Source organism: Oryzihumus sp. JJN4-3R, from assembly GCF_057747915.1.
The window spans coordinates 1,391,038-1,408,241 of sequence record NZ_CM173229.1 but is presented as its reverse complement, the minus strand read 5'-3'; the positions used below and the strand labels follow the sequence as shown (position 1 = coordinate 1,408,241).

The window sequence follows — 17,204 nt, the reverse complement described above, 5'->3', positions numbered from 1 at the left end:
GCGCATGGACGGCTCGGGGCACCGGATGTCGGTGCAGGACACGCTGTGGCTGCACATGGACCGGCCGGACAACCTCATGGTCATCGACTGCGTCTTCTGGACCGCGACGCCGGTGACCCTCGAGCAGGCGCGGCAGGTGATGCAGGAGCGCCTCGTCGACCGGTTCCCGACCTTCGGATGCCGGCCGGTCCGCTCCGTGCTGCCCGGTGGCCCCGCCTCGTGGGAGCCCGACCCCGACTTCGCGATCGACCGGCACGTCGTGGCGGGCACGCCGCCCACTCCTGACAGGGCGGGGCTGGAGGCCCTGCTCAGCGAGCAGCGGAGCGTGCCGCTGCCGGACGACCGCCCGATGTGGGTCGCCCACGTCGTCCCGCAAGTCGACGGCGGCTCGGCGGTGGTCATGCGGCTGCACCACGCCATCGCCGACGGCATCCGGCTCACCCAGGTCGCGCTCGGTCTCTTCGACGGCGGCGGTGACGAGGATGCCGCCGGCGACCGCTCCACTGGCGCGGCCGCGCCGCGGACGGGCGAAAAGCTCTCGGGGACAAGGCTTTCCGCAGGACTGCGCGCCCTGGCCGGATCCACGCTCGGGCGCCTCCCCGTGGCCGGTGCCCTCGCCGGGCCGGTGGGCGAGCTGTCCAGTGCCCTGGCCGACGCGGCGCTGGAGCAGGCGGCCAAGGCCGTCCGCACCGCGGGTGCCGTCGCCCCGCTGCTGTCCCTGCCGGCCGAGGTGCCCCCGACCTGGCGGCAGCCGCTGGGCGTCGGCAAGACCGTCGTCTGGGGCGACCCGATCCCCCTGGGCCAGGTCAAGGCGGTCGGGCGGCGCACCGGCGGCACGGTCAACGACGTCCTGACCACCTGGCTGGCCGGGGCGCTCGGGCGCTACCTCACGGCCCGGGGCGAGCAGCCGTGCCCCACGACGTGGCTCATGCCGGTCAACCTCAAGCCGTTCGACGAGAACCTGCCCGCGACGCTGGGCAACCACTTCACCGTCGTGCCGCTGGAGCTGCCACCGGGCACCGAGCCGCTCGGCGAGCGGATCGCGGCGCTGCAGCAGCGCACCGCCGCGCTGCGCGACTCGCACACGGCAGCCCTGATGTATGCCGCGCAGCTCCTCGGGAGCCAGACCCCCGAGCCGGTGGCCCGCTTCCTCGCCGACCTCGTCGCCGACCGCGGGGTGGGTGTGCTCACCAACGTCCCGGGACCGCGGCACCCCGTCTCCTTCGCCGGGGCGAGGGTCGAGGGGATGGTCGCGTGGGCGCCGTGCACGGCGCGGCAGCCGATCTCGGTGAGCATCTTCTCCTACGACGGCAAGGTGTTCGTCGGCTTCGCGTGCGACGACGCGGTGATCCCCGACGCCGCCTCGCTGCTGGACGCCTTCACCGACGAGGTCGCCGCGTCGGTGGGCTGACCGGGCCCGAAAACCGCGTGAGCCGGCCGGCCCCGCGAACCTAGCCTTGGACGCATGCAGATCCGCGAGGTGGACGTCCACGACGACACCGAGCTCGGCCAGGCCCACGCCGTCCTGGACGCCGCGCTGCGGCACGAGCGTCCCTTCGCCCCTCCCTGGCCGCTGCGCGAGCTGGCCGTCGACCTGCGCCACCCGGCGCCGGGGGAGCGGATGGGCGCCTGGGGCGCGTGGGACGACGCCGCCCTCGTCGGCATGGCCTGGGCCTGGGAGTCCCTGATCGACAACACCGACAAGTGCTGGCTGCAGGTCTGCGTCGACCCGCCGCACCGGGGCCGCGGCGTCGGCTCCGCCCTCGCCGAGCGGCTGGTCGCCCGGTGCGCCGAGGCCGGCCGGCCCGTGCTGCTCACCGAGTCGGCCTACCCGTGCGACGCGGCATCCGACCACGCCTACCGGCGCTTCGCCGAGCGCCACGGCTTCCGCCTCGCCAGCACCGAGGTGCACCGGGTCCTCGACCTGCCGGTCGCGGACGAGCTCCTGCGCGACCTGGCGCAGCGGGCAGCCCCGCACCACACGGCATACCGGCTGGAGAGCTTTGCCGGTGACGTGCCCGAGGCGCTGCTGCCGTCGCTGTGCCGCGTGCGCAACCAGCTCACGGTCGACGCCCCGACCGGGGACATCGACTACGAGCCGGAGGCGGAGACCCCGGAGATCTACCGGGAGCGCCAGGCCCGGCTGCGCGAGCAGGGCCGGGTGCTGCTGACCACCGTGGCGCTCGACCCCGGGGGCGAGGTCGTGGCCTACACGGACCTGGCCGTCACCCCGGACGAGCCGGAGCATGTGCACCAGTGGGGCACGATGGTCCGCGGCGACCACCGCGGCCGCCGGCTCGGGATGGCGGTCAAGGTGCGCAACCTCGTCGCGCTCCAGGCGTCCTGCCCGGGCGTCGGGCTGGTCCACACCGGCAACGCCGACGTCAACGCCCAGATGATCGCGATCAACGAGGCGCTGGGCTTCCGCGTCGTCGAGGTCCTGCCGGAGTTCCAGCGACGGCTGGACCGCTGAGCCCTCGGCCGTCGGGAGCGAGCGCCGCCCCGGCGGCTCAGTGCGCGGCGAGCTCGGCCTCGGCGCGGGCGGCGGCCTGCTCGACCTCCAGCAGCGAGTCGCCGCGGCGCTCGGCCTCGAAGGCGGCATGGCCCCCGCGCACGCCGAACAGCCGCTTCGTCCACAGGATGTAGACGACCGCGAAGATGTTCAGCGCGAACGCAGCGATCCTTAGCCAGGTCACCTTCTCGACCAGCTCGTAGACCTCCAGCGGGATGAACACGCCGGTGCCGACCACCGCGACGTACTCGCCCCAGCGCTTCATCAGCCACAGGCCTACGGCCTCCAGCAGCTCGAGCGCGCCGTAGGCGAGGACTCCCAGGGCGACCAGCAGCAGCGTCGAGTGCGAGGCGGAGAAGGCCCGCTGGATCAGGTGCACCGGTCCGGTCTCCTGCAGGTCCACCCCGAGGCGATCGGCCAGCGGGCGGATCGCCGGCAGATAGGAGTCGAACACCTTCTGCAGGGCCTGCTTGGACCCCTCGAAGCGCCAGATGCCGTAGGCCAGGGCGACCAGGAGGAGCCCGCGCAGCGCCCGCTCGACCGCGAGGAAGCGCAGCACGAACGCGTCGCGCAGGGCCCGCCCGCGCAGGACGATCGGCGCCTCGTCGGCCGGTCCCTGGTGGCGCGGCGTCCCGATCACGAAGGTGCCGCACCGCAGGCACCGCCACGCCTCGCCGGCGGGCGTCGGCACGTGGAGGCGGTCACGCAGTGCCGCCTCGTCGGGGGCGTAGGTCTCGTGACCGTGCCACCCGCAGGAGCGCAGGTTCCAGTCGAAGTGCCGCAAGGGTCGGGCCACGGGGTGAGCCTACGTCGGCCGGCTGCCAGGTCATGACAAAACACCTGCTCGGACCGGTCGGGCGCCTCTACGTTGGGCGACATGACGCTCAGGACGACGCAGGTGGATGCGCCGCCCGGGGGCCGGGGGGTCGGGGACATCGCGATCACGGTCGACGGGCTGGTCAAGCGGTACGGTGACCTCGTCGCCGTCGACGGCCTCTCCTTCGAGGTCCGGCGGGGGGAGTTCTTCGGGATCCTCGGACCCAACGGGGCGGGCAAGACGACCACCCTGGAGATGGTCGAGGGGATCCGCGAGCCCGACGCCGGCTCGATCACGGTGCTGGGGGAGCATCCCTGGCCCCGCAACCCGCGGCTGCTGCCGCGCCTCGGGGTGCAGCTACAGGCCACGGCCTTCTTCGACAAGCTGACCGCGCGCGAGCAGATCCGCTCCTTCGGCTCGCTCTACGGGGTGCCGGCGCCCCGGGCCGACGAGATGCTCGAGGTCGTGGGTCTGGCCGAGAAGGCCGAGACCCGCGACGAGAAGCTCTCCGGGGGGCAGCGGCAGCGGCTGGCCATCGCCTGCGCCCTGGTCCACGAACCCGAGCTCGTCTTCCTCGACGAGCCGACGGCCGCCCTGGACCCGCAGGCGCGGCGCAACCTGTGGGACCTGCTGCACCTGATCCAGCAGCGCGGCACCACCGTCGTCTACACGACCCACTACCTCGACGAGGCCGAGATCCTCTGCGACCGCGTGGCGATCATGGACTCCGGGCGCATCCTCGCCCTCGACACCCCCGCTGCGCTCGTGCGGGACCTCGAGGCGGCCACGCGGGTGGCCCTTCCGGCCGCCGTCCTGTCCGCGGCCGAGGCCAGCGCCCTCCCCGGGGCCGACGAGGTGCGTGCCACCGACACCGAGACGGTCATCGCCACCCGCACCCCGGCCACGCTCATCGAGGCCCTGGCCGGGCGGGACCGCCTCGACGGGGTCAGCGTGCGCACCGCCACGTTGGAGGACGTCTTCCTCGACCTCACCGGACGGGAGTACCGCGCATGACCACCACCGCCCCCGTCCGGCCGGCTGTGGAAGCCGGCCCCACGGCATACACGCCCTCGACCTGGCACCAGCTGCGGACGCTGTCGCGGACCATGCTGCGCGGGTTTGTGCGCGACCGCACCGCACTGTTCTTCACCTTCGTCTTCCCGCTGATGTTCCTCGTCGTGTTCGGGCTGGTGTTCAGCGACGACAAGGCAAGCCGGCAGGACCTCGGCGTCGTGGGCACGGGCTCGCTCGTCCAGCAGCTGCCCAAGGAGGTCTTCGCGACGAAGACCTATCCGACCTGGGACAAGGCCTTGGCGGCCGTGAAGGACGGGGACGTCCCAGCCGTCGTGCGCCAGCAGGGCGACCGGGTCGAGCTGGAGTACGCCGCCAGCGACCGGGTCAAGGCGGCCACGATCCAGGGCATCCTCAACGCCGTCGTGGACCGCAGCAACGTCGCCGCCACCGGTCAGCCACCACGGACCACGCTGGTCACCCACCAGGTCGAGAACCTCGAGCTGAAGCCGATCCAGTTCATCACGCCCGGCCTGCTGTCGTGGGGCATCGCCTTCTCGGCCGCGTTCGGGGCGTCCATGACGATCGTCGGCTGGCGGCGCCGGCAGGTGCTGCGCAAGCTGCGGCTCGCGCCCGTGTCGGTCCCGGCCGTGGTCGGGGCGAGGATCGGGGTCTCCCTGCTGACGGCGCTCGCCCAGACGGCGGCCTTCTTCGCCGTGGCGTCGCTGCCCGTCTACGGACTGAGGCTCGGCGGCTCTGCGCTGCTGTGCCTGCCGGTCCTCGTCGCCGGCACGTTGGCGTTCCTGTCGATCGGCCTGCTCGTCGGGTCGATCGCCAAGACCGAGGAGGCCGCCAGCGCTCTGGCCAACTTCATCGTGCTGCCGATGTCCTTCCTGTCCGGGACGTTCTTCGACATCTCCCAGGCCCCGTCGTGGGTGCAGGAGGTCAGCCAGGCCATGCCGCTGCGCCACATGAACGACGCGATGGTCGGCGTCCTTGCCCGCGGGCAGGGGGCCGGCTCGATCGTGACGCCGATGGCGATCCTGCTCGGCTTCGCCCTCGTCGTGACCGTCATCGCCACGCGGTTCTTCCGCTGGGACGTGGACTGACCCCGCGCGGCTAGGCTCGCGGCATGCTCGTCGCCTTCTCCGTCGCCCCGTCCGGTTCCCCCGACCCCGCCGACACGACCGGGTCGGTCAGCGAGGCCGTCGCCGCCGCGGTCGCGGTGGTGCGCGCCTCGGGCCTGCCCAACCGCACGGACTCGATGTTCACCACCGTCGAGGGCAGCTGGGAGGAGTGCATGGACGTCGTGCGCCGCGCCTGCGAGGCCGTGGGGCAGTACGGCCCCCGTGTCTCCCTGGTGCTCAAGGCCGACATCCGCCCCGGGTTCACCGGCGAGCTGGAGGCCAAGGTGACCCGCCTCGAGGAGGCGGTCACCCGGCATACCCGCGAGGGGTCGTGACGCAGGACAGGTATGCCGTGCGGCCGGGGGCCGTGGGCGACGCGGACGAGCTGGGGAGGGTGCACATCGCGATCTGGCGCGAGGCCTACGCGGGGCTGATGCCGGCCGACTACCTGGCCGCCCTGAGCGTCGAGAACGCGCAGGCGAGGTGGCGGCTGCGCCTGGAGGTCGACGAGCCGGACTCGGTCCTGGTGGTGGCGACCGCAGGGGAGGACGGGGAGATCGTCGGCTTCGCCACCGGCGGCCCCAGTCGGGACGCGGACGCCCCGACCGCGTGGGAGCTCTACGCGATCAACGTGCTGGCGAACCACCACGGCTCGGGAGTGGCCGACGACCTGGTGGGCGTGGTCATCGGGGACCGGCCCGCCAGCCTCTGGGTGCTGGTCGGCAACGACCGGGCGCAGGCCTTCTACCGCCGCCACGGCTTCGCCCCGGACGGCGCCACCCAGGTCCACGAGGGCACCGGGACGCCGGAGATCCGGATGGTGCGCGGGCCCGCCCCGTCCTGAGCCCGCTGCCGCGGCGTCCTGCGCCAAATCGCTCGCGGGCGGCTGCCCCACGCCAGTACGGTGCGCTTCTGGCAGCGACCTGCCGGGTCCAGCGGAGGGGGTGCGAGCGTGACGTGGGCTGCCATCCGCCATCGGCGTGTCCAGGCGGTCGTCATCGGCCTGCTGTCGGCGCTCGTCACCGCGTGCGCCGTGTTCGCGCCGCTGTACGAACGGGCGCTCGAGCAGGCCCTCGTCCGCAGCTCCCTGAGCGGTGCGCCGGTCGACGCCAGCGGTCTCTCCCTGACCTCGCGGTCGCTCGACCCGGCCCAGGTCGCGACGACCGACGAGCTGGAGCAGCGGGTCCCGCCGAGGTTCCGCGCCGTGGCGGGGGAGCCCGTCGCCAGCACGCGGATCACGGTCCAGACCGGGGTCGCCGCCAACGCCCCCGCCGGGACCCTGCTCAGCCGGCAGGGTGCCTGCGACCACGTGACCTTCGCGCAGGGCAGGTGCCCGGCCGGACGGGACGAGGTCGCGGTCAGCGCCGCCGACTCCGCCGCGTGGGCGTGGCGGGTGGGCCACCGGGTGCGGCTGTTCGAGGTGGTGCCCACGGTCGACACCGCCACCACGCCGTCCCGCGTCATGACGGTCGTCGGCGTCTACCGGCAGCGCCCCGGTGCGTACTGGTTCAACACGCCCCTGGTCGGTCAGTCCGGCACCGTGGACCCGCAGAGCGGCCAGGTCTCGCTCGACACGATCCTCACGTCACCGGCTGCGATGGCGGGGCCGCCGGCCGTCGCGACGGGGGGCGAGTCGCCCCCGGTCGGTGACCCCGCACACTCGTGGATGGCCCGCGTCAACGAGGTCGACGTGCCGCTGAGGACCGCCGACGTCGACCTGGACACGCTCGGCCCGGTGGCCTCCGAGGTCGCCGACCTGATCACGAGGTCGACGTCCTCGCAGGTCAGCCTCTCGGTCCGCTCGGCGCTGCCGGACCTCGACGCGGAGGTCAACCGCGGCCGTGAGCAGGCCCGGGTCATCGTCCCCCTGCTGATGCTCCAGCTCGCGGTGCTCGCGGTGGTGGTGCTCAGGCTCGTGCTTGCCGCCGCGATCGACCAGCGGCGTCCGGAGGTCGCCCTGGCCCGCCTGCGCGGCCGCGGCGTCACGGGCGCCCGCCGGCTGCTCGTGGGCGAGCTCGGCAGCGTCGTGCTCCTGGGCGTGCCGGTCGGCTTCGCCGCGGCCCTCGTCCTCTGCGCCGCGGCCCGCCACGCCTGGCTCGTGCCGGGCGTGCCCGCCGAGCTGCCCGCAGGCGCCCTGGTCGCCGTCGCGCTCGCCGCCACGGTCTCGCTCACGACGGTGGTGGTGACCGCGGGCCCCACGGCGAAGGGGCAGATCTCCGCCCTCTTGCGCACGGTGCCCGCCCGGCGGCGCGGATGGCGCGTCGGCGCCGCCGACGCGGTGGCGGTGACCCTTGCCGTGGGCGGTCTGGCGGCGATGCTGAGCGGGAACCTCACCGGTCCGCTGGCCCTGGCCTCCCCGATGCTCGTGGCGCTCGCCTGCGGCCTGATGGTGGCCCACCTGATGGTCCCGGTGTCCTCGGCGTTGGGCCGGCGCCTGCTGGGCCGCGGTCGGGTGGCGGGCGGCCTCACCGCCCTGCAGATCGCCCGGCGTCCGGCCGTGCGTCAGACCGTGGCCATCCTCACCATCGCGACGGCGCTGGTCGTGTTCGCGGGGGACGCCCTGCTCGTGGGGGAGCGCAACAGACGGGACCGGGCGCAGGTGGAGACCGGCGCCGCCCTCGTGGTCACCGTCACCCCCGCCGACGTCCTCGCGACCCGTGCGGCACTGGCCCAGGTCGACCCCGGCGGACGGGACGCGACTCCCGTGCTGCGGGTGCCGTCGGCCGCCCCCGGCGGCACGACCACCCAGGCGGTGCTGCCGGACCAGTTCCGCCGGCTGGCCTTCTTCCCCGGCGAGGACCCGGACCGGCTGGACTGGGCGGCGCTGCGGCCCCCGGCCGAGCCGCCCCTGCAGGTCGTCGGGCGCAGCCTCACGGCGAGCATCGCCGGGGTGGACGTGCACCCGCAGGCTGGTGGTCCGGCGTCGACGTCCGACGCGCCGCCGGCGCCGTCCGTGGGCGCGGTCACCGGTGAGGGGACGCCGTCCGCGGCGCGCCCGGCGCCACCGCAGGTGGGGCTGCAGCTCGTGGCCACCGACGGCTCGCGCAGCACGGTGATGCTCGGCGACGTCCCCTACGGCCGCACCCCGGCGCGCCGGGTCCGGGCGGCGGTCGGCTGCGCCAAGGGCTGCCAGGTCCGCGGCCTCCTCGTGGTCGGCCCGCTGCAGACCGTCACCGCCGGACGGTTCCGGCTCCTGCAGCTGAGGGTCGACGGGGCACCCCCGCTGCCGCTGGGCCGCACCGGGGAGTGGGACGACCTCGCCGGCGGCGAGAGCGGCGACGAGATGTCCGTGCGTGGCGACGGTGCGGACCCCACGTCGGCGGTGGTCAGCTACGCCAACCCGAGCACCCTGCAGGTCCAGCTGCGGCACGCCTCGGCGCCGGCCGTGCTGCCGGCGCTGGTCGCCGGACCGCTGCCCCCGGCCTCGACCGGCGACGTCTTCGCCTCGCCGGGACTCGACGGGGTCAACCGCGCCATGACCCGCGCCGCCGGTGTGCGGTACGTGCCCGGTGGCAGCGCCGACGTCGCCCTGGTCAACCTCGACAGCCTGCAGCGCGACGGCGGTGCGCCGCCCGCCCTGTCGAGTCTGCAGGTGTGGGTCGGGCGCGACGACGCGGACCTGCTGGCCCGGCTGTCGGCGCGGCTGCACGACCACGGCCTGACCGTGTCCTCGACCGCGCGGGCCGGCGACGCCCAGCGCACCTTCGACCGGTCCGCCCCGGCCTGGGGGCTGCAGCTCGCCCTCGTGGTCGGGCTGGCCGCCCTGACGATGGCCGGAATGGTCCTGGTCGTGGTGGTGGCGACGTCGTGGCGGCAGCGGGCTCGCGACTACGCCGGCCTGCGGATGTCCGGTCTGGCCCCCCGCACCGTGCGGCTCGCCGCCGTCGGGGAGCAGCTCGTCGTGGTGACCGTGGCGACCATCGCCGGCGCGGCGTGCGGCCTCCTCGGCGCGGCGCTCACACTGCCCGTCGTGCCCATGTTCACCACGACGCCGGTGGTGTCCGTCCTGGACGCCTCCCCGGCCTGGGGGGCCGTCGGGATCGCCGCCGCGGCCTCCCTGGCGCTGCTGGCCGGCCTGGCCGTGGTCGTCGGCCGCGACCTCGCGGCCCGCTCGACCCTCGAGCGCGTCCGGGAGCCGATGTGAGCGGGGGGTTGGGGGTCTCGACCCACGGGCTGGTCCACGTCTACCGCTCGGAGGGGCACGACGTCGCAGCGCTCGCCGGGGTCGACCTCGTCGTGCACCCGGGCGACATGATGGCCCTGCTCGGGCCGTCGGGGTCGGGCAAGTCGACCCTGCTCACGCTCTTCGGCGGCCTGCTGAGGCCCAGCGCCGGCCGGCTCTACGTGGGGGAGCACGAGCTCTCCACGCTCAGCGAGCGGGAGCTCGACGACGTGCGCGCCCGGCACGTCGGCCTCATTCTCCAGGGCGCGAGCCGCAACCTCATCCCCTACCTCCTGCCGGTGCAGAACATCGAGTTCGCCCAGGCTGCGGCGAGGGCCGCCGGCGCGGCGGACCTGCCGACCCCGGCGGAGGTGATCGACCTCGTGGGCCTGCGTGGACACGCCCGCACGCCGGTGTCCGCCATGACCCCCGGGCACCGGCAGCTGCTCGCCGTGGGGGTCGCGGTGGCCAGCCGACCGGGTCTCCTGCTCGCCGACGAGCCGACCAGCCAGCTCGACCACGAGGCCCGGGCGAGGGTGCTCGACGCCGTGGCGCGCATCAACGCGGAGGTCGGCACCACGGTCGTCCTGGTCACGCACGACCCGGAGGTCGCCCGCGCGATGCGCCGGACAGTCACCATCCGCGACGGCCGCATCGGTGGCGAGGGTCGCGACGGGGAGGAGTATGCCGTGGTGTCGGCCGACGGGTCGCTGCCGCTGCCGGCCCACGCCCTCGAGCACCTGCCCCCGGGCACGCTCGTCCGGGTGCACCTGGAGGACGGGGTCTACCGGCTGCTGCCGGAGCACACCGGGAGGGACGACGCATGATGACGGGCGCGGTCGAGGTCGAGGCGGTCACCGTCTCCTACGGTCGGGTGAGGGCGTTGTGCGACGTGGGCTTCCGGGTCGACCCGGGCACCCTGCTGGCGGTCACCGGCCCGTCAGGTGCCGGCAAGTCCTCACTGCTGTGGGCCATTGCCGGCGCGGTCGAGCCCTCGGGCGGGACGGTACGGATCGGCCCCGCGGTGGTCACCGGCCGCGCGCAGGCCGCCGCACTCGGCGTGGCGCTGGTGCCGCAGGGCAACGGGCTGGCCGCGATGCTGACCGCGACCGAGAACATCACCGTCCCGCTGCTGGCCCACCGGGTGGCGCCCCGGGAGGCCGCCGAGCGGGCCCGGACCGTCCTGGCGGCCATGGGCCTCGAGGACTCCGGTGACCACCTCATCGAGGAGCTGTCCGGAGGTCAGCAGCAGCGGGTGGCCGTGGCCCGGGTGCTGGCCCAGCGGCCCGGCGTCATCCTCGCGGATGAGCCCACGAGCGACGTCGACTCGGTCAACCGCGAGCGGATGATCAGCCTCCTGCAGCACGAGGCGCACCGGGGTGCCGTCGTCATCATGTCCACGCACGACCCCGAGGCGGCCGCCGCCGCGGACGGCGAGATCGCCCTCGACGAAGGGGTGATGAGCTGGGTCCGGCACCCTGGCCGGCACCCGCGGCTGTCCGTCCCCCGGTCGGGTACCAACGCCACGCCGCCCCGGCGCTAGCCTCACCGCGTGGCCCACGTGTCCCTGCCGTTCGACCCGATCCGTCGGGCAGCCGAGCTCTGGCGTGCCCGGTGGGGTGGGCGCTCCCAGGTCGCGGCGATGGCCTCGGCGACGTCGGTGATGCGCGTGCAGCAGCTGCTCCTCGCGGACTTCGACGCCATCGTGGGGCGGCACGGCCTCACCTTCGCCCGCTACGAGGCGCTGGTCCTGCTCGCCTTCAGCCGCGAGGGGCGCCTGCCCATGAGCAAGGTGGGTGAGCGGCTCATGGTGCACCCCACGAGCGCCACCAACATCGTGCAGCGCCTGGCCGCCCAGGGCTTCGTCGAGCGGTGCCCGAACCCCTCCGACGGCCGCGGCACCCTGGCGGTCATCACCGAGCCGGGCCGCGCGGTGATGGAGGCGGCGACGACCGACCTGGTGACGGAGGGGTTCGGCCTCACCGCGCTGACCCCCGCCGAGCACGAGGAGCTGTTCCGGCTGCTGCGCAAGGTTCGCGTGGCGGCCGGCGACTTCCACGAGTGAGCCCTCTGCGCAGGTTGTGGTCGCGGCGGCCCGCCGATGGCGCGCCCCCGGCGACGCTGTCGTGCGCAGACTTGGGTGACCACTCGTCATACCTGTCCTGTCGGTGGCGCACAGGTGGTGACAGGTAGTAGGACGTCCAAGTAAATTGGGGCTATGACCTCCCCTGAGCCCTACTCGACCATGCCGCCCGACGCCGGGTCCGGGCGCTCCCGCTGGCAGCAGCGCTTCGATGCCGCCCAGGCCAAGGGCCAGGTGCGTGACGCCGACTTCACCACGCTGTCGGGCATGGAGGTCGACCCGGCCTATGGGCCGACCGACGCGCAGGCCGCCGCCGACGAGCGTTTCGAGCGCATCGGCTGGCCGGGGGAGTTCCCCTTCACCCGCGGCCTCTACCCCACGGGCTACCGCGGACGGGCATGGACGATCCGCCAGTTCGCCGGCTTCGGCAACGCCGAGCAGACCAACGAGCGCTACAAGATGATCCTGGCCCGCGGGGGCGGCGGCCTGTCCGTCGCCTTCGACATGCCCACGCTGATGGGCCGCGACTCCGACGAGGCCCTCAGCCTCGGCGAGGTCGGGCACTGTGGCGTGGCCATCGACTCCGCCGCCGACATGGAGGTGCTGTTCAAGGACATCCCGCTCGGCGACGTCACCACGTCCATGACCATCAGCGGGCCGGCGGTCCCCGTCTTCTGCATGTACCTCGTGGCGGCCGAGCGGCAGGGCGTCGACATCGGGGTGCTCAACGGCACGCTGCAGACCGACATCTTCAAGGAGTACATCGCCCAGAAGGAGTGGCTGTTCGCGCCGGAGCCGCACCTGCGCCTGATCGGCGACCTGATGGAGTACTGCGCCGCCAACATCCCGGCCTACAAGCCGCTGTCGGTCTCCGGCTACCACATCCGCGAGGCCGGCTCGACGGCCGCGCAGGAGCTGGCGTTCACCCTCGCCGACGGGTTCGGCTACGTCGAGCTGGGCCTCTCCCGCGGCCTGGACGTCAACACCTTCGCCCCGGGCCTGTCCTTCTTCTTCGACAGCCACCTGGACTTCTTCGAGGAGATCGCCAAGTTCCGCGCCGCCCGCCGGATCTGGGCGCGGTGGATGCGCGACGTCTACGGCGCCACCAGCGAGAAGGCCCAGTGGCTGCGGTTCCACACCCAGACCGCCGGCGTCTCGCTGACCGCTCAGCAGCCCTACAACAACGTCGTCCGCACCGCCGTCGAGGCGCTCGCGGCCGTCCTCGGCGGCACGAACTCGCTGCACACCAACGCCCTCGACGAGACCCTCGCCCTGCCCACGGAGCAGTCCGCCGAGGTCGCCCTGCGCACGCAGCAGGTGATCATGGAGGAGACCGGCGTCGTCAACGTCGCCGACCCGCTCGGCGGCAGCTGGTACGTCGAGGCCCTCACCGACAAGATCGAGGCCGAGGCCGAGGCGATCTTCGACAAGATCCTGTCGATGGGCTCGACCGACCTGCGGGCCGCCGACACCGCCGGCCTGACCGAGCGGGTGCGCGCCAGCACCGGCCACGCCACCGACGGGGTCTGGCCCATGACGAGCGGCATCCTGCGCGGCATCGAGGACGGCTGGTTCATGGCCGAGATCGCCGAGTCGGCCTTCCAGTACCAGGTGGCGCTGGAGAAGGGCGACAAGAAGGTCGTCGGCGTCAACTGCCACACCGAGTCGGTCAGCCACGAGCTGGAGATCCTGCGGGTCAGCCACGAGGTCGAGCGCGAGCAGGTGCGCGTGCTCGCCGAGCGCAGGCAGGCCCGCGACGAGGCCGCCGTGCAGTCCGCGGTCGCCCGCATGCTCGAGGTGGCCGAGTCCGGGGACAACATGATCCCGGCGATGCTCGACGCGGTGCGGGCCGAGGCGACCCTCGGCGAGATCTGCAACGCCCTGCGTGAGCGCTGGGGCGTCTACCGCGAGCCGGCGCGCTTCTGACGCCGGGCGTCGGCGACGTCGGCGAGGAGGGAGATCAGCGCCTCCACGAAGTCGTCGTCGGCGCGCCCGGTCATCAGGGACCGGTGCAGCACCGTGCCCACGACGAGGTCGCCGAGCAGGTCCACATCCACCGAGTCCGGGTCGATCTCGCCCCGGCCGATGCCCCGCTCGACGCAGTCGCCGACGATGCCGTGCAGCCGCTCGACGAGGGCCTCCCGGACCAGCCGGCCGACCCCCTCGGGGTCGCGCGCGCTCTCGGCCAGCAACGCGGCATACGCGCCGCTGATCGAGGGGTCGGACAGCAGGGTGGCCGCCTGCCCGATCCCCGCGTGCAGGTCAGCGAGGAGCGAGCCCTGGTCGGTGAGGGTGATCCGGTCGAAGGTCGAGGCCACCGCGTCCACGGCGAGCTCGACCTTGCTCGGCCAGCGGCGGTAGACCGTGGTCTTGGCCACACCGGCCTCCTGGGCCACGGCCTCGATGGACATCCGCGCCACGCCCTCCCGGGCGAGCACCACCCGCGCGGCGTCGGCGATGGCCTGCTCCGTGGCGGCCCGTCGCGGGCGGCCCGGCGGTCGCTTCGTGCTCGGCACCGGTGCGGAAGGCATTCCGTGATCATGCCATCGCGCCCCGCGTCGCCGGGCAGGTGCCGAGCGGGCTGAGGCGCCGCCGGATTTGTCTCCGGTGCTGCCGGTGGGCCATGGTGGGGACGAACCGGTGCCTGGGGGCGCGCCATGCCCACGTTCCCCGACACGAAGGACTGATCGTGACCACTGCGACGCGACGCGCCCTCGGCCTCTCGGTGGCCGTGCTGGGCGCAGCCTTCGCGCTGCTCGGCCTGTGGCTCTGCGTCACCCTCGGCCCCTCGGGGGAGGCCGCCTTCAGCGCCCGCCTGAGCCAGACCGGCGCCCTCGCCGTCGAGCCGAAGGTGCTCAACGCCCTGGACGTCCCGGCCGAGGTCAGCGTGACCCGGACCGACGGCGGCCCCCTGTGGGTCGGCCTCGCCGGCCAGTCCGACGCCACCGCGGTGGTGCGCGACGCCAAGCGCACCAGCGTGAGCGGCGTCTCCTGGCCCTCCGGTGCGGTGAGCACGCAGCGCGTGGGCAGCAGCCCCATGCCCGACCTCACCCAGGCCGACGTATGGCGGGTGAGCACGCAGGCGCGCGGCACGGCTCGCGTCGTGGTCCCCCAGGGCCAGGGCCCGGAGACGCTCATCGTCTCCTCCCAGGGCGGGGCCCCGCTGGCCGACCTCGACGTCACCATCAGCTGGCACCACAAGACCTGGTTCTTCCTGTCCCTGCTCCTGCTCGTGGTCGGCGCGCTGCTGGCCGCCGGTGCCGGCTTCTTCGTGTGGCAGGACGTCACCGCTCCCGCCGCCCCCGAGCCGGGGGCCACCAGCCGCAGCAGCCGCCACCGGAGGCGTGCCGCGGCGACGCGCCTGCCGCAGCGTGGCCGCCGGGCCGACGAGGACGAGTCCGACGCGGGTGAGTCCGAGGACGGGGACGACCCCACCGACGCCAAGGAGGTGGAGGCGTGAACCGCCGACTCACCACTGTCGCCATCGCCACCGTGCTGGGCGCCACCCTGTCCGGCTGTGGCGTCGGCAAGGCCCTGGTGGGCGTGCACGAGCCGCCGGCCCCGGTGACCGACATCGCGTCGGTGACGCCGGCCCAGGCCCAGGGCATCGTCGACCGCGTCTTCACGGCGGCCGGCCAGGCCGGTCACGGGTCCACCGCCAACGTCAAGGAAGCGCGCGGGGTGGCCTTCAGCGGCCCGGCGCTCACCGCGGCCATCGCCGACGCCAAGCTGGCCTCGGTCGACCCGACCAGCGCGGGCAGCTCGCCGGCGATCGCCCCCGAGCAGCCCCGGGTGCTGGCGCTGCCGCGCGGTGCCGGCTTCCCCCGGGTCATCGTGGTCCAGACGGTGCCCGAGAAGGGCGGCCTGCCGGTGCTGCACGTCCTGACCTCCCCGGACGCCCGGACGCCCTACCGCATCGCCGAGTCCGCCACGATGCTGCCGGGCACCAGCGTGCGCTCGTTCACCTCGCTGGCCAGCGGGTCCGCGCTGGTCAACGACGGCAAGGAGCTCGCGATGGCCCCCCAGGCCCTGCTCGAGGCCTACGCCAAGGGCCTGTCCTTCCCGGCGGCCAAGGTCGCCAACCCGCCCTACGCGGAGGACCGCTTCGCCACGCAGGTGCGCGCCAACGCGGCGAAGCAGTCCTCGGACGTGAGCAAGTTCGCCTCGTTCACCCAGCAGCACAAGGTCGTGCCCGGCTCGGTCTACGCGATCGCGCAGAACGGTGGCGGCGCGCTCGTCTTCGGCGTGCTGGAGCGCAACGACACCTTCACCGTGAAGAAGTCGGGCAGCTCCCTGGCGGCGCCGAAGCAGTTCACCGCCCTGGTCCCGGGCAAGAAGAAGCTGACCAACAAGGCCACGATGACGACGCTGGAGATGGTCGTCCTGGCGGTGCCGAAGGGCTCCGGCCAGGCCAACCTGGTCGGCGCGACCGAGCACCTGGTGTCGGCCTCGGGCTCCTGACCCACCGGCCCGGCGCATCAGGGACAATGGCGCCATGACTTCGCAGCCCTTCAACGCCGCGGCCCTGCGCGGCGCCGTGGACCTGTCCTCCCTGGCCCGACCGTCGGGCTCCAACCCGACGCCGGCCGGTGGCCCCGGTGGCGCGCCCCGCGGTGCCTCCGGTGGGGCAGGCGGCTCCGGTGACGGCCTGCGGGTGGAGGCGACCGAGGCGTCGTTCCCGGCGGTGGTCAACGGCTCGGTCAGCGTGCCGGCCGTGGTCATCGTGTGGGCGTCCTCCCAGCCGGGCACGGCCGAGTTCGCCGACCTGGTCGAGGACGTGGCGCGCGCCTTCGAGGGTCGCTTCCGGATGGTCTCCGTCGACGCCGACGTGAGCCCGGGCCTGGCCTCCGCGCTGATGCAGGCCGTGCAGGTCGACGGGGTGCCCGTCGCCCTCGGCCTGGTCCAGGGCCAGCCGGTGCCGCTGTTCGCCGGGCCGCAGCCCCGGGCGCAGGTCGAAGCCGTCGTCGGCAAGCTGCTCGAGCTCGCCGTCCAGCACGGCGTCACCGGGCGCGTCGACGTCACGGCGGAGGCGGCTACCGAGGGAGCCGAGGAGCCCGTCGAGGAGCCCCTGCCGCCGCTGATCCAGGAGGCCTACGACGCCATCGAGCGCGACGACCTCGACGCCGCCGTCGCCGCCTACGAGCGGGCGCTCCTGGAGAACCCCGCCGACGCCGAGGCCAAGCTGGGCCTGGCCCAGGTCAAGCTGATGCAGCGCACCGCCGGCGCCGACCTGCAGCAGGCGCGCGCCGCCGCGGCCGCCGCACCGGAGGACGTCGCCGCCCAGACGTTGGTGGCCGACCTCGACGTCCTCGGCGGGCACGTCGAGGACGCCTTCGCCCGGCTCATCGACCTCGTCCGGGTCACCGCCGGCGACGAGCGCAACGCCGTGCGCGAGCACCTGCTCGAGCTGTTCGAGGTCGTCGGGACCCACGACGAGCGCGTGCGCAAGGCCCGCGGCGCGCTCATGAGCGCGCTGTTCTGAGCCAGCCCCG

General features: G+C 74.1%; 16 protein-coding genes. 14 read left to right on the top strand and 2 right to left on the bottom strand.

From position 1 onward, the window contains the following. The first annotated feature begins 4 nt into the window (after positions 1–4). Together AC3ANM_RS06355 and AC3ANM_RS06350 are read left to right on the top strand one after the other, a co-directional pair. Positions 5–1,411 (top strand): WS/DGAT domain-containing protein, encoded by a 1,407-nt coding sequence (locus AC3ANM_RS06355; protein WP_488287299.1) that lies wholly within the window; start codon positions 5–7, stop codon positions 1,409–1,411. Positions 1,412–1,465: 54 nt separating this feature from the next. Next, positions 1,466–2,473, top strand: a complete 1,008-nt coding sequence (locus tag AC3ANM_RS06350; protein ID WP_488287298.1) for a GNAT family N-acetyltransferase — start codon at positions 1,466–1,468, stop codon at positions 2,471–2,473. A 37-nt stretch (positions 2,474–2,510) separates the two neighbouring features. Here AC3ANM_RS06350 and AC3ANM_RS06345 read toward each other — a convergent pair whose 3' ends face one another. Next, the gene (locus tag AC3ANM_RS06345) at positions 2,511–3,308 is read right to left on the bottom strand and encodes a DUF2127 domain-containing protein (RefSeq protein ID WP_488287297.1); all 798 of its coding nucleotides are present in this window, start codon (positions 3,306–3,308) and stop codon (positions 2,511–2,513) included. Positions 3,309–3,389: 81 nt separating this feature from the next. Here AC3ANM_RS06345 and AC3ANM_RS06340 point away from each other — a divergent pair, with 81 nt between their 5' ends. The 9 genes from AC3ANM_RS06340 to icmA all read left to right on the top strand — a co-directional run bounded on the left by AC3ANM_RS06340 (position 3,390) and on the right by icmA (position 13,638). After that, entirely contained in the window at positions 3,390–4,343 is a 954-nt protein-coding gene (locus AC3ANM_RS06340; RefSeq protein ID WP_488287296.1) for an ABC transporter ATP-binding protein, read from the top strand. Further along, positions 4,340–5,449 (top strand): ABC transporter permease, encoded by a 1,110-nt coding sequence (locus AC3ANM_RS06335; protein ID WP_488287295.1) that lies wholly within the window; start codon positions 4,340–4,342, stop codon positions 5,447–5,449. The genes AC3ANM_RS06340 and AC3ANM_RS06335 overlap by 4 nt, the downstream gene beginning before the upstream one ends. 23 nt (positions 5,450–5,472) lie before the next feature. Next, positions 5,473–5,802: a thiamine-binding protein gene (locus AC3ANM_RS06330; protein ID WP_488287294.1), complete on the top strand. Its 330-nt coding sequence runs from the start codon at positions 5,473–5,475 to the stop codon at positions 5,800–5,802. Beyond that, a complete protein-coding gene (locus tag AC3ANM_RS06325; RefSeq protein ID WP_488287293.1) occupies positions 5,799–6,311 on the top strand; it encodes a GNAT family N-acetyltransferase in 513 nt (170 codons plus the stop codon). Before AC3ANM_RS06330 ends, AC3ANM_RS06325 begins: the two co-directional genes overlap by 4 nt. A 108-nt stretch (positions 6,312–6,419) precedes the next feature. Beyond that, positions 6,420–9,611, top strand: coding sequence for an ABC transporter permease family protein (locus AC3ANM_RS06320; protein ID WP_488287292.1), 3,192 nt, complete (start codon positions 6,420–6,422; stop codon positions 9,609–9,611). Beyond that, entirely contained in the window at positions 9,608–10,456 is an 849-nt protein-coding gene (locus AC3ANM_RS06315; RefSeq protein WP_488287291.1) for an ABC transporter ATP-binding protein, read from the top strand. Before AC3ANM_RS06320 ends, AC3ANM_RS06315 begins: the two co-directional genes overlap by 4 nt. After that, positions 10,453–11,172, top strand: coding sequence for an ABC transporter ATP-binding protein (locus AC3ANM_RS06310; protein ID WP_488287290.1), 720 nt, complete (start codon positions 10,453–10,455; stop codon positions 11,170–11,172). Before AC3ANM_RS06315 ends, AC3ANM_RS06310 begins: the two co-directional genes overlap by 4 nt. A gap of 9 nt (positions 11,173–11,181) precedes the next feature. Continuing rightward, positions 11,182–11,694, top strand: a complete 513-nt coding sequence (locus AC3ANM_RS06305; protein ID WP_488287289.1) for a MarR family winged helix-turn-helix transcriptional regulator — start codon at positions 11,182–11,184, stop codon at positions 11,692–11,694. Positions 11,695–11,874: 180 nt separating this feature from the next. Then, positions 11,875–13,638 (top strand): coenzyme B12-dependent isobutyryl-CoA mutase large subunit, encoded by a 1,764-nt coding sequence (icmA, locus tag AC3ANM_RS06300; protein WP_488287919.1) that lies wholly within the window; start codon positions 11,875–11,877, stop codon positions 13,636–13,638. Here the strand turns inward: icmA and AC3ANM_RS06295 are convergent. Then, positions 13,614–14,243, bottom strand: a complete 630-nt coding sequence (locus AC3ANM_RS06295) for a TetR/AcrR family transcriptional regulator (RefSeq protein ID WP_488287288.1) — start codon at positions 14,241–14,243, stop codon at positions 13,614–13,616. The two genes, icmA and AC3ANM_RS06295, sit on opposite strands and share 25 nt — an antisense overlap. A 158-nt stretch (positions 14,244–14,401) precedes the next feature. Between AC3ANM_RS06295 and AC3ANM_RS06290 the strand changes: the two genes are divergently transcribed. From AC3ANM_RS06290 to AC3ANM_RS06280, 3 genes are read left to right on the top strand one after another with little or no spacing between them, the layout of a single operon-like run. Then, the gene (locus AC3ANM_RS06290) at positions 14,402–15,172 is read left to right on the top strand and encodes a hypothetical protein (protein WP_488287287.1); all 771 of its coding nucleotides are present in this window, start codon (positions 14,402–14,404) and stop codon (positions 15,170–15,172) included. After that, on the top strand, positions 15,169–16,173 hold the full coding sequence (locus AC3ANM_RS06285) for a DUF8094 domain-containing protein (protein WP_488287286.1): 1,005 nt from the start codon (positions 15,169–15,171) through the stop codon (positions 16,171–16,173). The genes AC3ANM_RS06290 and AC3ANM_RS06285 overlap by 4 nt, the downstream gene beginning before the upstream one ends. 34 nt (positions 16,174–16,207) lie before the next feature. After that, the gene (locus AC3ANM_RS06280) at positions 16,208–17,194 is read left to right on the top strand and encodes a co-chaperone YbbN (protein WP_488287285.1); all 987 of its coding nucleotides are present in this window, start codon (positions 16,208–16,210) and stop codon (positions 17,192–17,194) included. Positions 17,195–17,204: the final 10 nt, after the last annotated feature.